The sequence below is a fragment of the Flintibacter faecis genome, assembly GCF_014287875.1.
In the GTDB taxonomy this organism is placed as follows: domain Bacteria; phylum Bacillota; class Clostridia; order Oscillospirales; family Oscillospiraceae; genus Lawsonibacter; species Lawsonibacter faecis_A.
Map to the genome: position 1 here is coordinate 59,692 of NZ_JACOPN010000004.1, position 13,915 is coordinate 73,606.

General features: G+C 63.5%; 14 protein-coding genes. All 14 read left to right on the forward strand.

Annotation, left to right across the window (positions count from 1 at the left end; all coding sequences use genetic code 11):
* The first annotated feature begins 86 nt into the window (after window positions 1–86).
* The 14 genes from lon to H8S55_RS07015 all read left to right on the forward strand — a co-directional run bounded on the left by lon (window position 87) and on the right by H8S55_RS07015 (window position 13,882).
* Window positions 87–2,510: an endopeptidase La gene (gene lon / locus H8S55_RS06950; RefSeq protein WP_186878368.1), complete on the forward strand. Its 2,424-nt coding sequence runs from the start codon at window positions 87–89 to the stop codon at window positions 2,508–2,510.
* 9 nt (window positions 2,511–2,519) lie between these two features.
* Window positions 2,520–3,116, forward strand: coding sequence for a ribosome biogenesis GTP-binding protein YihA/YsxC (gene yihA, locus H8S55_RS06955; protein ID WP_186878369.1), 597 nt, complete (start codon window positions 2,520–2,522; stop codon window positions 3,114–3,116).
* Between the two features lie 125 nt (window positions 3,117–3,241).
* Window positions 3,242–4,030 (forward strand): segregation and condensation protein A, encoded by a 789-nt coding sequence (locus tag H8S55_RS06960; protein ID WP_243200509.1) that lies wholly within the window; start codon window positions 3,242–3,244, stop codon window positions 4,028–4,030.
* A 21-nt stretch (window positions 4,031–4,051) separates the two neighbouring features.
* Complete coding sequence (gene scpB, locus H8S55_RS06965) at window positions 4,052–4,666, forward strand: SMC-Scp complex subunit ScpB (RefSeq protein WP_186878370.1); 615 nt, start codon at window positions 4,052–4,054, stop codon at window positions 4,664–4,666.
* On the forward strand, window positions 4,663–5,292 hold the full coding sequence (locus H8S55_RS06970) for a DUF2953 domain-containing protein (protein ID WP_186878371.1): 630 nt from the start codon (window positions 4,663–4,665) through the stop codon (window positions 5,290–5,292). The genes scpB and H8S55_RS06970 overlap by 4 nt, the downstream gene beginning before the upstream one ends.
* Before the next feature lie 2 nt (window positions 5,293–5,294).
* Window positions 5,295–5,708, forward strand: coding sequence for a GerW family sporulation protein (gene ytfJ / locus H8S55_RS06975; protein ID WP_147562382.1), 414 nt, complete (start codon window positions 5,295–5,297; stop codon window positions 5,706–5,708).
* A 90-nt stretch (window positions 5,709–5,798) separates the two neighbouring features.
* A complete protein-coding gene (locus H8S55_RS06980; protein ID WP_186878372.1) occupies window positions 5,799–6,932 on the forward strand; it encodes a D-alanyl-D-alanine carboxypeptidase family protein in 1,134 nt (377 codons plus the stop codon).
* Between the two features lie 3 nt (window positions 6,933–6,935).
* Window positions 6,936–7,646, forward strand: coding sequence for a pseudouridine synthase (locus tag H8S55_RS06985; protein WP_186878373.1), 711 nt, complete (start codon window positions 6,936–6,938; stop codon window positions 7,644–7,646).
* Window positions 7,647–7,829: 183 nt separating this feature from the next.
* Window positions 7,830–8,693 carry a MurR/RpiR family transcriptional regulator gene (locus H8S55_RS06990; protein ID WP_147562380.1) on the forward strand — a complete coding sequence of 288 codons (864 nt, stop codon included), beginning with the start codon at window positions 7,830–7,832 and terminating at the stop codon, window positions 8,691–8,693.
* Window positions 8,690–9,943: a BaiN/RdsA family NAD(P)/FAD-dependent oxidoreductase gene (locus H8S55_RS06995; RefSeq protein WP_186878374.1), complete on the forward strand. Its 1,254-nt coding sequence runs from the start codon at window positions 8,690–8,692 to the stop codon at window positions 9,941–9,943. The genes H8S55_RS06990 and H8S55_RS06995 overlap by 4 nt, the downstream gene beginning before the upstream one ends.
* A 29-nt stretch (window positions 9,944–9,972) precedes the next feature.
* Window positions 9,973–10,650, forward strand: coding sequence for a (d)CMP kinase (gene cmk, locus H8S55_RS07000; RefSeq protein WP_186878375.1), 678 nt, complete (start codon window positions 9,973–9,975; stop codon window positions 10,648–10,650).
* Complete coding sequence (locus tag H8S55_RS07005) at window positions 10,647–11,276, forward strand: lysophospholipid acyltransferase family protein (RefSeq protein WP_243200510.1); 630 nt, start codon at window positions 10,647–10,649, stop codon at window positions 11,274–11,276. Before cmk ends, H8S55_RS07005 begins: the two co-directional genes overlap by 4 nt.
* On the forward strand, window positions 11,273–13,204 hold the full coding sequence (locus H8S55_RS07010; protein WP_186878376.1) for a bifunctional 4-hydroxy-3-methylbut-2-enyl diphosphate reductase/30S ribosomal protein S1: 1,932 nt from the start codon (window positions 11,273–11,275) through the stop codon (window positions 13,202–13,204). The genes H8S55_RS07005 and H8S55_RS07010 overlap by 4 nt, the downstream gene beginning before the upstream one ends.
* Window positions 13,205–13,402: 198 nt before the next feature.
* Window positions 13,403–13,882: a CarD family transcriptional regulator gene (locus H8S55_RS07015; protein ID WP_147562376.1), complete on the forward strand. Its 480-nt coding sequence runs from the start codon at window positions 13,403–13,405 to the stop codon at window positions 13,880–13,882.
* Window positions 13,883–13,915 lie beyond the last annotated feature (33 nt).

The window sequence follows — 13,915 nt, forward strand, 5'->3', positions numbered from 1 at the left end:
ATGCAGAGAAGACATCCCGCAGCGCCCCCGGTCCGGCGGGCACGGGATGTCTTTTTGCCATACCCCTGAAGGGAAGTGAATCGACTATGAGTCAAGAGTTTGAATTATCCAATGTGTCCACCATGCCGGTCATCGCGCTGCGGGGCATCACTGTGTTCCCCAACGTGATGATCCACTTCGAGGTGGCTCGGGCGATCTCCGTCAAGGCCCTGGAGGATGCTATGTCCGCCGGGCAGCCGGTGTTTCTGGTGGCCCAGAAGGATATCTCGGTGGAGGAGCCCTCCGGCCGGGACCTGTACACCGTGGGCACCATCTCCAACATCCGGCAGATCCTGCGGATGCCCGGGGACAACATGCGGGTGATGGTGGAGGGGCACAGCCGCGGGCGGCTCATCCAGCTCACCGCCTCCGCCCCCTATTTGAAGGCCCAGGTGCAGGAAATTCCCGAGGAGGAGGCCCCGGACCGGCCCACCCCCCGTCAGGAGGCCCTGATGCGGGCCACCTATGACCTGTTCCAGGAGTACAGCGAGCTGGCTCCGAAAGTTTCTCCAGACCTGATCGTCCACCTGCTGGCCAGTCAGGAGCCGGGCTATATCGCCGACTATATCGCCCAGAACATCGCCATGCGCAGCGCCGACAAGCAGAAGATCTTGGAGGAGCTGCACCCGGTCCGTCGGCTGGAAAAGCTGTATAAGCTGCTCCAGCGGGAGGTGGACATCCTCTCTCTGGATGCAGAGATCCAGAGCAAGGCCCGGGAGCAGATGGCCGACCAGCAGCGGGACTATTTCCTGCGGGAGCAGATGAAGGCCATCCAGAACGAGCTGGGTGAGGGGGAGGGCGGCGACGAGATCGCCGAATACCGGGAGAAGATCGCCAAGGCCAAGCTCCCCGACCAGGTGCGGGAGAAGCTGAACAAGGAGCTGGGCCGGCTGGCCAAGCAGCCCTTCGGCAGCTCGGAGTCCAGCGTGCTCCACAGCTATCTGGACGTGTGTCTGGAGCTGCCCTGGGGCAAGACCACCAAGGAGAAGGTCAGCGTGGCCGCCGTGAAAAAGGCCCTGGACCGGGATCACTACGGCCTGGACAAGGTGAAGGAGCGGATTCTGGAGTTCGTAGCCGTCAAGCAGCTGGCCCCGGAGCTGAAGGGCCAGGTGCTGTGTCTGGTGGGCCCCCCCGGCGTGGGCAAGACCTCCATCGCCATGTCCATGGCAAAGGCGATGAACCGCAAGCTGGCCCGCATCTCCCTGGGCGGCGTCAGTGACGAGGCGGAGATCCGGGGCCACCGCAAGACCTATGTGGGGGCCATGCCCGGCCGGATCATCAACGCCGTCAGCCAGGCGGGCAGCTGCAATCCCCTGATCCTGCTGGACGAGATCGACAAGCTGGGCCACGACCACCGGGGCGACCCGGCCTCGGCCCTGCTGGAGGTGCTGGACGGGGAGCAGAACGCCACCTTCCGGGACCACTTCCTGGAGGTGCCCTTCGACCTGTCCGATGTGCTGTTCATCACCACGGCCAACACCCTGGACACCATCCCCCGGCCCCTGCTGGACCGGATGGAGGTCATCGAGCTGCCCAGCTATACCGACGAGGAGAAGCTGCAGATCGCCAAGCACCACCTGCTGCCCAAGGAACTCAAGCGCCACGGGCTGACCCATGCCCAGGTGAAGGTGTCTGACGGGGCGGTGCGGGAGATCGTGGCCGCCTATACCCGGGAATCGGGCGTCCGTGTGCTGGAGCGCAAGCTGGCCGCCATCTGCCGCAAGGCTGCCATGAAGATCGTGGACGGGGAAAAGACCGTAAAAATCACGGAGAAGGACCTGCACGAGTATCTGGGTGCGCCCCGGTATTTCCCGGAGCGCCAGGCTCTGGAGGAGCGGGTAGGCGTGGTCAACGGCCTGGCCTGGACCTCCGTGGGCGGCGAGCTGCTGGAGGTGGAGGTGAACGTGGTCCCCGGCTCCGGCAAGGTGGAGCTGACGGGCAACCTGGGCGACGTGATGAAGGAGTCCGCCCATGCGGCCCTAAGCTTTATCCGCAGCCAGGCCGAGCGGCTGGGCATCGCTCAGAATTTCTATAAGGAGAAGGACATCCATGTCCACTTCCCGGAGGGGGCCGTGCCAAAGGATGGGCCCTCCGCCGGTATCGCCATCACCACCGCCATCGTCTCCGCCCTCACCGGGGTCCCGGTGCGCCGGGGTCTGGCCATGACGGGGGAGGTGACCCTACGGGGCCGTGTGCTGCCCATCGGCGGCCTGAAGGAAAAGACCATGGCCGCCTTCCGAAACGGCATCCGCACGGTCATCATCCCGGCGGACAACGAAAAGGACCTGGAGGAGATCGACCAGACGGTGCGGGGTGCCCTGCAGTTCCATCTGGTGGAGCAGGCCGACCAGGTGCTGGCCATCGCCCTGCCTGCCCTGAACGCAGGGGAGAAGGAGAACACGCCCAAGGCGGAGCCGGAGACCATGCTGCCCCCGGAGCGGGGGAGTGCGGCCTCCCGCCTGCGCCAGTAAGGAGGAGCTATGGCTGTCAATTTACAAAAAACGGAGTTTATCCTCTCCGCCGCCTCCCCCAAGGACTTCCTGCGGGACGGACTGCCCCAGGTCGCCTTTGCCGGGCGGTCCAACGTGGGCAAGTCGTCGGTAATCAACCGGCTGCTGAACCGGAAGAACTTCGCCCGGGTGGGGGCCGCCCCCGGCAAGACCATCCACATCAACTATTTCAAGATCGACGGGACCTTCTACCTGGTGGACCTGCCCGGCTATGGCTATGCCAAGGTGTCCAAAAGCGAACGGGACCGGTGGGGCAAGCTGATGGAGACCTATTTCGCCCACCCGGAGCTGATGACCCTGGGCGTGATGATCGTGGACGCCCGGCACAAGCCCACGGCGGACGACTGCACCATGGCCCAGTGGTTTAAAGACACGGGCCGCCCCATGGTGGTGGTGGCAAACAAGCTGGACAAGCTGAAAAAGAGCGAGGTCCAGCCCAGCCTGGATCGGGTGCGCCTGACCCTGGAGCTGGAGGAGGACGTGCCCGTCATCCCCTTCTCCGCCGAGAAGGGGGACGGGCGGCAGGAGCTGCTCAATGTCATCTTTGCCGCCGTCCAGCCGAACTGAACAGAGGTTTTTTGCCGCCCCGCATCTGGGAACAGGTGTTGGGGCGGCAAATGATTCTTGTGTTTAAGAAGCGATTCTGGTATACTGTTGACAAAACAAGCCGATGTTTTGTGGGAGGTGAGCCGTTGGACGGACCGGTCTACCACCTGGAAGGGGTGGTAAAGGCAAAGGAAGCCGGGATGGAGGACTTTGTGGGTCCCCTGGACCTGATCCTCCACCTGCTGGCCAAGAACAAGATGGAGATACAGGACATTCAGCTCTCCCTGATCCTGGACCAATATCTGGCCTGGATGGACCGGCGGCGGGAGCTGGATCTGGAGGTGGCCAGCGAGTTTGTAGCCATGGCCTCCCACCTGGTGTATATCAAGACCCGGATGCTGCTGTCCATCCACGACGAGGAGGCACTGTCCGAGCTGGAACAGCTCATTGCGACCCTGCAGGCCCACCAGCGGCAGGAGGACTATTTCCGTTTGCGAAAAGTCCTGCCCCAGCTGGAGGAGGACTTTCAGCGGGGCCGGGACTATCTGACCAAGACACCGGAGGTGCTGACACCGGACCGGAACGTGCGCTATGGGCACTCAGGGCAGGACCTGTATCGAATTATGGTAGACATCCTCCGCCGGGGCGGGGATAAGGTGCCACCCATAAACGCCTTTCATGGCATTGTGGGCCGGGAGCCCTATCCCGTGGCCCAAAAGGCGGGGGAGGTGCTCCGTCGGCTGCTGGAGCTGGGCTCGGCTGGCCTGCGGGCCCTGTTTCGCCCCGCCCGCAGCCGTACAGAGGTGGTGGCCACCTTTTTGGCGGTGCTGGAGCTGTGCAAGAACCACCGGCTCCGCCTGTCCGGGGACGGGGAGAACTGTACCGTGACCTATGTAGAAAACCCGCCGCCGAGCGGGCCAGAGAACAACGGCTGACAGAAGAGAGGAGGCCCCTGGATGGAATACGGAAAACTGAAACGGGCCCTGGAGGGCGTCCTCTTTGCCGCCGGAGAGCCGGTGACCGCCCAGCGGCTGTGCCTGGGGCTGGAGACTGACAGGGCCACCCTGGACCGGGCCGCCTGTGATCTGGCGGAGGAGTATGAGAGGGAGAAGCGGGGTATCCGGCTGCTGCGGCTGGAGGGCAGCTATCAGCTCTGCTCCGCCCCGGAGCAGGCCAACCTCATCCGCCGCACCCTGGAGAGCCGAAAGCCCCCTAAGCTGTCTCAGCCTGCCCTGGAGGTGTTGGCGGTGGTGGCCTATTTCCAGCCGGTGACCCGGGCCTATATCGACCAGATCCGGGGCGTGGACAGCGCCTATACCGTGGGCCTGCTGCTGGAACGGGAGCTGATCGAAGAGGCGGGGCGGCTGTCCGTCCCGGGGCGGCCCGTGCTGCTGCGCACCACCAAGACGTTTCTGCGCTCCTTTGGACTGAGCGATCTGGACGGACTGCCGCCGCTGCCCGATCTCTCTGAGGAGGGGGAGCAGACCACCCTGGACCTGAAGGCGGCCATCCACCGCCTGGAGGAGGAACAGGAATTGGAGGCGGGGACGCTCCCTGAACAGATGCCGTGAGGGGCCTGATCATCGCCGCTGCCATCCTGGCGCTGCTGTTTCTGTTGGGGTACATCCCCCTGAGCGGCGGCGGGGAGTATAGCAGAACCGGGGCTTCGCTGTGGCTGCGGCTTGGGCCGGTGCGGATCACACTGCTGCCCCGAAAGCAGAAAACGCAAAAACAAAGAAAAGAAAAATCCCCCCAAAAACCGGAGCGGCCCCAGAAGGCTAAGCCGGAAAGACAAAAGCCAACCCTGGGCGGCAGCCTGGCCTATGCCAAGGTTCTGCTGCCCACGGTGCTGGATTGCGCCCGGCGGGTGTGGGGGGCCATCTATCTGAACACCCTGTATCTGGAGCTTCAGGTGGGGACGGAGGACCCGGGAGAGGCCGCCATGGCCTATGGCCGGGCCAACGCCGTTCTGGGTGCCCTCTGGACACCCCTGGTCCGGGCCTTCCGGGTGAAGGACGGCCGCGCCCGGGTGGATCTGGACTTTGACCGGAAGGAACCCGCCCTGTACGCCAGGGCGGAGCTGTCCATCCGGCTGGGTCAGGCCCTGTGGCTGGGACTGTTCTTCGGCCTGAAAGTTCTGAACCAGATCCTGCAGGTGAAAAATGAGAAAAAACAGCAGCAGAGAAAGGCGGCTTAAACATGGAAAACAACCATCCTCTCAGCGAACTGATGCGCACCACCCTGGACAGTGTCCGGGCCATGGCCGATGCCAACACCATTGTGGGCGCGCCCATCCAGGCGGACGGGGTGACGCTGATCCCCGTGTCTAAGCTGTCCTTCGGCGTGGCCGGGGGCGGCACGGAGTTCACCACCAAAAAGCAGCCCGCCGGAGACAACGCCTTCGGCGGCGGCAGCGGAGCCAGCGCCAAGCTGGAGCCGGTGGCCTTTCTGGTGGTGCGGGAGGGCGGCGTGAAGCTGCTGCCCGTGGCTCCGCCCCCCGCCACCACGGCGGACCGGGTCATCGAAGCGGTGCCCGAGGTGGTGGACAAGGTGACCAACTTCATCAAGGACCAGCAGGACCGCAAGGAGAAAACGGCGGACCTGGCCGACTGAAACTGCCTGCAATAGAAAGACCGCCGCCCCGCCATACTAACCACATCTGAATGGCTCCCGAAAGAGAACCGGGAGCGGAAGAAAAAGGATGTGACCGCATTGAAGCGATATGTGTGGGCTGCGGCGGCTCTTTTGCTGCTGTGGACCGGGGCACCCCGGGCGGGGGCGGTGGACTGCTCCGCCGCCAGCGCCGTGGTGATGGAGGCGGAGACCGGCCGGGTGCTGTATGAAAAGCAGGCCCGCCAGCGGCGGCCCATCGCCAGCATCACCAAACTGATGACCGCCCTGGTGGCCCTGGAGTCGGGGCATGACCTGGAGGAGAACGTGACCATCCGGCCGGAATGGACGGGGATCGAGGGCTCCTCCCTCTACTTGACCCCGGGGGAAAACATACGCCTGGAGACCCTGCTGTACGGCCTGCTGCTCCGCTCGGGCAACGACGGGGCGGAGGCCATCGCCGGGTGGTGCGGCGGCAGCCGGGAAAAGTTTATCGCCCGGATGAATGAGAGGGCCGCCCGGCTGGGCATGACAGACAGCCATTTTTCCGACCCCAGCGGCCTGTCGGACGAGGGGCACTGGTCCAGCGCCTATGACATGGCCCTGCTGGCCAGGGCCTGTTTGGCCCAGCCGGAGCTTGCCAAAATCGTCTCCACCAGGGCCATCACCTTAGAGGGGCGGGCCCTGGTGAACCACAACAAGCTGCTGTGGCGCTGTCCCGGCTGCCTTGGGATGAAGACGGGCTACACCAAAAAGGCCGGGCGCACCCTGGTCTCCGCCGCAGAGCGGGAGGGGATGACCCTCATCTGCGTCACCCTGAACGACCCGGACGACTGGGCCGACCACATCGCTCTGCTGGACTGGGCCTTTGGGCGCTTTGCTATGGAGCAGGTGGTCCGGGCGGGGGAGACTCTGTGCCGTCTGCCCGTGGGCGGCAGCCTGCTGCCCTTCTGCCCCGCCGTGGCGGGGGAGGGGGCCGCCTTGTGTCTGGCACAGGGGGAGCAGCCCCGGCTGCGGCTGGAGCTGGACCGGACCGCCCTGACCGCCCCGGTGGCGGCGGGGGAAATTCTGGGGCGAGCCGTATATGAGTTAGAAGGCGCAGCGCTTGCCGCCGTCCCACTGGAGACGGGAGCGGCTCTGCCCGACCTGGCCCCGCCCAGACGGGGGCCGCTGGCCTGGCTGCAAGAGCGGCTGGGCGGCGCTGCCAAAACGATGACCGGAGGATGAACCATGGAAGAGCGGCTGCAAAAATTGATCTCGGCCAGCGGACTGACCTCCCGCCGGGGGGCGGAGGACTGGATCACGGCGGGCCGGGTCACGGTGAACGGCCGGGTAGCCGCCTTGGGGGACAAGGCCGACTTATCCCGCGACCAGGTGCTGGTGGACGGCCGCCCGCTACCCCAAGAAGAGGACAAACAGCGGACTTATCTCATGCTGAACAAGCCGAGGGGCTATGTGTCCACCCTGTCCGATGAGAAGGGCCGAAAGACAGTGGCCCAGCTGGTGTCCGGCTGCGGCTGCCGGGTATGGCCCGTGGGGCGGCTGGACATGGATTCGGAGGGGCTGCTGCTGCTCACCGACGACGGGGCGCTGACCCACCGGCTCATCCACCCCAGCCACCAGGTGGAGAAGGAATATCTGGTGTGGGTGACGGGGGACGTGGACCGGGCCCTGCCCATCCTGTCCGGGCCCATGGAGCTGGACGGAGAGCCCCTGGCCCCCGCCCAGGTACGCCGGGGCCGGACCAGCGGCGGCGTGAGCCAGCTGTCCATCATCATCCACCAGGGAAAGAACCGCCAGGTGCGGCGAATGTGCGCCCAGGCGGGGCTGACGGTAAAGCGGCTCAAGCGGGTGCGGGAGGGCCAGGTGACCCTGGACCGGGCCCTGGCCCCCGGGGCCTGGCGCAGGCTGACGGAGGCGGAGCTCGCCCTGCTGCGCTGACTGCGGACGAAATTTTACCGGATGCCATGAACAAAACAGCGGCCTATTTTGGCCCAAACCGGTGCTTTTTGCAGAGAAGATGGAATTCCTGCAAAAAGCACTTGCATTTTTTCTGGGAACACGGTAAGATAACAATGAGCACTTTTTTGTTTTGTTTTGGAGAAAGTCTGGAGATGATGAAATATGAATCAAGATATTCTTGCGTTGATTCAGGAAAATATGAATACCTTTTCCAAGGGCCAAAAGCGCATTGCCGCGTTTATTCTGGAGTCCTATGACAAGGCCGCCTTTATGACGGCCAGCCGCCTGGGAAAGAAAGTGGGCGTGAGCGAATCCACCGTGGTGCGCTTCGCCGCTGAGCTGGGCTATGACGGTTACCCGGATATGCAGAAGTCCTTGCAAAAAATGATCCGCAACCGCCTGACCTCCGTCCAGCGCATCGAGGTGACCAACGACCGCATCGGCGACCAGGACCTGGTGTCCATGGTCCTGCAGTCGGACATGGAGAAGATCCGCCTGACCCTGGAGGAGCTGGACCGGGACGCCTTTGACCATGCGGTGAAGGCCATTGTGTCCGCCAAGCGCATCTACATCATCGGCGTGCGCTCCTCCGCCGCCATCGCCTCTTTCCTGGGCTTTTATTTCAACCTGATTTTTGACAACGTGGTCAACGTCACCGCCGGCACTGCCAGCGAAATGTTCGAGCATCTGCTGCGGGTGGGGGAGGACGATGTGGTCATCGGGGTCAGCTTCCCCCGGTACTCCAGCCGCACCGTCCAGGCCATGAGCTTTGCCCGGGACCGGAAGGCCACCACCGTGGCCATCACCGACAGCGAGGCATCCCCCCTGGCACCCATCTGTAAGTATACCCTGAAGGCCCGCAGCGACATGGCCTCCTTCGGCGACTCCCTTGTAGCGCCTCTTTCCCTGGTAAACGCCCTGCTGGTGGCGGTGAGCCGGGCGAAGAACGACGACCTGGCCAACACCTTCCAGACCCTGGAGCGCATCTGGGAGGACTACGGCGTGTATGAGAAGGTGCAGGAGTGACGGGCGGACATGATCTGATCGTGGTGGGCGGCGGGGCCGCCGGAATGATGGCCGCCATCTCCGCCGCCCGCATGGGGGCGGACGCGTGCGTGGTGGAGCGCAACCAAAAGGTTGGGCGTAAGCTGTATATCACCGGAAAGGGCCGCTGCAACGTGACCAACCACTGTACCCCGGAGGAGGCCCTGGCCTCCACCCCCCGGAACAGCCGCTTTCTGTTCAGCGCCATGAGCCGCACCACCCCCGCCGACGTGGAGCGCTTTTTCACCGACCTGGGGGTGAAGCTGAAGGTGGAGCGGGGCAACCGGGTGTTCCCCGCCTCGGACAAGGCCGCTGACATCATCGACGCGCTGTTTTTCGAGCTGCGGCGGCTGAAGGTCCCCGTGATCCAGGCTCGGGCCACCGGCCTGAACATAGAAGAGGGAAAAGTGACCGCCCTTGTCACCGACCAGGGGGAGTTTCCCTGCCGCGCCCTGATTTTGGCCACTGGCGGGGCGTCCTATCCCGCCACCGGCTCCACGGGGGACGGCTATGACCTGGCCCGCCGGGCGGGACACACCATCGTCCAGCCCGCCCCGTCTCTGGTGCCGCTGGAATCTTCCGACCCCTGCTGCGGACAGATGCAGGGCCTGGCCCTGAAAAACGTGGTCTTGACGGTGAAGAACCGGAAAGGTAAAATAGTATACCGTGAGCTGGGCGAGCTGCTGTTCACCCACTTCGGGCTGTCCGGCCCCCTGGTCCTGTCCGCCAGCGCCCACATGCGCAGCTTTGACAAAGACCAGTATACCTGTGTCATCGATTTAAAGCCCGCCCTGGAGGAGTCCGCCCTGGATGCCCGCCTGGTGCGGGAACTGACGGCCAACGCCAACCGGGACATGGCCAACGTCATGGGGACGCTGCTGCCCCGGCTGATGATCCCCGTGGTGCTTCAGCGGGCGGAGATCCCCCCGGACCGCAAGGCCCACGACCTGACGAAGGGGGAGCGCCGCCGCCTGCTGGAGACCCTGAAGGGCTTCCGCATCCCCGTGTCCGGCCCCCGTCCCATTGCCGAGGCCATCATCACCGCCGGCGGCGTGAAGGTGGGAGAGGTGGACCCCAAGACCATGGCATCCAAAAAGACGGATGGGCTGTACTTCGCCGGGGAACTGCTGGACGTGGACGCTTACACCGGCGGCTTTAACCTGCAGATCGCCTGGGCCACCGGCCGGGCGGCGGGGGAGAGCGCCGCAGAGCGGCTGCAGGACGGCCTGTAAACACAATAAAAGTTTTGGAGCGAAAAGGCATGAAGCATATCAGCATCGCCATCGACGGTCCCGCGGGCGCGGGAAAGAGCACCCTGGCCCGCCAGGCGGCCCAGCGGCTGGGATTTTTATATGTAGACACCGGGGCTATCTACCGCACGGTGGCCTTAAAGGCGCTGGAGTCGTCCGCTGATCCCGCAGACCCGGAGCAGGTGGTCCCCCTGCTGGATGGCCTGAACGTGAAGATGGACCACGGCCCCGACGGAGGACAGCGGATGTTCCTGGACGGGAAGGACGTATCTGATGCCATCCGGCAGCACCGGGTGTCCGGCGCTGCCTCCCAGGTGGCGGCCATTCCCCAGGTGCGGGAATTTCTGCTGGACTTTCAGCGCCGCCAGGCCCGGGAGCATGACGTGCTCATGGACGGGCGGGACATCGGGACGGTGGTCCTGCCCGATGCCGACGTGAAGATATTCCTCACCGCCGCGCCGGAGGCCCGCGCCCACCGACGGGCCCGGGAGCTGGAGCTGCGGGGGGAGAAGGCCGACTATGAGACCATTCTCCACGACATCATCCGCCGGGACGAGCAGGACCGGAACCGGCCTGTGGCCCCCCTGCGTCAGGCGGAGGATGCGGTGCTGGTGGATACCACCCGACTGAACCTGGAGGAGAGCCTGGAGGCCCTGCTGGCCGCCATTAAGGAGCGGACGGACCGATGAACGAGATGGAAAAAAATCCTCAGGACAAGGTCACTGACCGCTGGTTCCACTTCCTCTATGCGGTGATCTGGCCCTTCTTCAACCTGTTCCGGCCCCTGAAAGTCATCGGCCGGGAGAATATCCCGGATGGTGCGGCGGTGCTGTGCCCTAACCACACCACCATCGGCGACCCCTTCTATGTGGTGTTCGCCTTTGGCCGCCGGTATCCCATGCGGGCCATGGCCAAGATACAGATCATGCGGGTGCCCTTCATCGGCTGGATCTTGGGCAAGGGCGGCGTGTTCGGCGTAGACCGGGGACACGCGGATATGCACGCGGTAAAGACCGCCCTGAAGCTGCTCAAGGACGGAAACAAGCTGCTCATGTTCCCCGAGGGGACCCGGGTCCGGGAGGGGGAGGATGTGGCGGCCAAAACGGGGGCGGCCATGTTTGCCACCCGCACCGGCGTACCCCTGGTGCCCATCTATATCCAGCGAAAAAAGCGGCTGTTCGCCCGGAACGCAGTGGTCATCGGCCAGCCCTATCACCCCCAGTACGCCGGGCGCAAGCCCACGCCGGAGGAGTTGGATGCCATCACCGGGGACCTGATGGACCGGGTCCGCGCCCTGGGGGAGGGACAGTCGTGAGCGTCGTGTTAGCCAAATCTGCCGGCTTCTGCTACGGTGTACGCCGGGCGGTGGAGCTGGCGGAGCGGACGGCAGAGGAGGGGCGGCCCTGCGTGATGCTGGGTTCCATCATCCACAACAAGGATGTCATCGCCCGTCTGGCCGAAAAGGGCCTGACGGCGGTGGAGCGGCCTGAGGACGTGCCCGAGGGCAGTGCCGTGATCATCCGCTCCCACGGGGAGGGAAGAACGGTCTATGACCAGCTCCGGGCCCGTGGGGTGGAGATACTGGATGCCACCTGCCCCAACGTCACCCGCATCCATCAGATCGTGGCCCAGGCCGAAGAAACGGGCCGTCAGCCGGTGATCGTGGGCACGCCGGACCACCCGGAGGTGACGGCCATCGCCGGATGGTGCAGTCACCCAGTTGTGGTTTCTGGGGCGGAAGAGTTGGAAAAATGGCTGGTTCAGGACGAAAAACGCCGGAATTTGCCCCTTACTTTTGTCTCCCAAACTACGTCCACCCGGAAAATTTGGGATGACTGCGTGAAAAAAGCAAAAAAAGAGTGTACAAACGCAGAATTTTTTGATACAATATGTGGAGCGACATCCAAACGCCAGGAAGAGGCCCATCGGCTGGCCCAACAATGTAGCCTGATGGTGGTCATTGGCGACGGAAAGAGCTCTAACACCAAACGTCTGGCAGAGATCTGCAGAGAGAGCTGCCCGGACGTGCGCCTGATCGAGCGGGCGGCGGATTTAGAGCCATCCGCCTTGTCCCAGGCGAATGTGGTCGGCATCACGGCGGGTGCCTCAACGCCCGCGTGGATAATAAAGGAGGTCTATGACAAAATGAGCGAAGAAAACATGGAGATCGAAAAGTCCTTTGCTGAGATGCTGGAGGAGTCGATCAAAACTTTAAATACGGGGGATAAGGTCAAGGGCAAAGTCGTTGCGATCACTCCCACGGAGATCGAGGTGGAGCTGGGCGTGAAGTACCCCGGCTACATCCCCCTGTCCGAGCTGAGCGACGATCCCAGCGTGAAGCCTGAGGACGTGGTGAAGGTCGGCGACGAGATCGAGACCTACGTCATGCTGGTCAGCGACCGTGACTGCATGGTCAAGCTGTCCAAGAAGCGTCTGGACATGGTCAAGGGCTGGGAAGAGATCGAGGCCGCCAAGGAGAACGAGACCGTGATGGAAGGTTTCGTCACCGAGGACAACAAGGGCGGCGTGGTCGTCTCTGTCAAGGGCGTGCGCGTGTTCGTCCCCGCCTCTCAGACCGGTCTGCCCCGCGAGACTCCTATGAGCGAGCTGGTCAAGCAGAAGGTCCGCCTGATCATCACCGAGGTCAACCGTGCCCGCCGCCGTGTGGTGGGCTCCATCAGCCGTGTCACCCGTGCCGAGCGGGCCGCCGCCGCTGAGAAGGTCTGGGCCGAGATCGAAGAGGGCAAGCACTACACCGGCACCGTGAAGTCCCTGACTTCCTACGGCGCTTTTGTGGACATCGGCGGCGTGGACGGCATGGTCCACATCTCCGAGCTGTCCTGGAGCCGCATCAAGCACCCCTCCGAGGTGGTCAAGGTGGGCGACACCGTGGACGTGTATGTCATCTCTGCCGACAAGGAGAAGAAGAAGATCTCTCTGGGCATGAAGGACCACAGCCAGGACCCCTGGAGCGTGTTCACCTCCACCTACCAGGTGGGCGACGTGGCCAACGTCCGCATCGTCAAGCTGATGACCTTCGGCGCCTTTGCCGAGGTCGTGCCCGGCGTGGACGGCCTGATCCACATCTCCCAGATCGCCGATCACCGCATCGACAAGCCCAGCGACGTGCTGGCCGAGGGCGATAAGGTGGACGTGAAGATCACCGACGTGGATATGGAGAACAAGAAGATCTCCCTGTCCATCCGCGCTCTGCTGGAGGAGCAGGGCCAGGACGAGGAGTGATCCTCTCCCGGTTTTTCCGACAAAACACCAAATATCCCGGCTGTTGTCGCAACGGCCGGGATATTTTTTCGTTTTTCTGCCGAAATTTCGTCCGTTCATGTAAAATTTTTAGTTTTGCTTGCAAAAATCGGTTTAAATTGCTATAATAAAGGAGAAAATTCAGGTAGTTTAGGCTGTTGGACGAAGTGGAGGTGCAAAATGTCGTTCCAAATTGGGGACAAGGTCGCGCATCCGATGTACGGTGCCGGCGTGCTGGAGAGCGTGGTGCAGAAGAAAGTAGGCGGCGTGGTGCAGGAGTACTACATTATGAAGCTGGCGAAGAGCTCCATGATCGTGATGATCCCCACCCAGGGCAGCGAGGAGATTGGCGTGCGTCCGGTAGTAGACCCGGACCAGGCTGACCGGGTACTGGCTGCCATTCCGTCGATCCAGGTGGAGATGACCGCCAACTGGAATCACCGCTATCGGGAGAATATGGAGCGGCTGAAAAGCGGTGACCTGCTGGAGGTGGCCCGGGTAGTCAAGGGCCTCACCCTGCGGGATGCCAAGCGGAGCCTGTCCACGGGGGAGCGGAAGATGCTCCATTCCGCCCGGCAGATTTTGATCTCCGAGCTGGTACTGTCCAAAAGCCTGAGCTATGAGACGGTGGAGGCCCAGCTGGACACCGCCCTGGCATAATGCGGGGCTGTGGTACATACCGTGATACGAAGG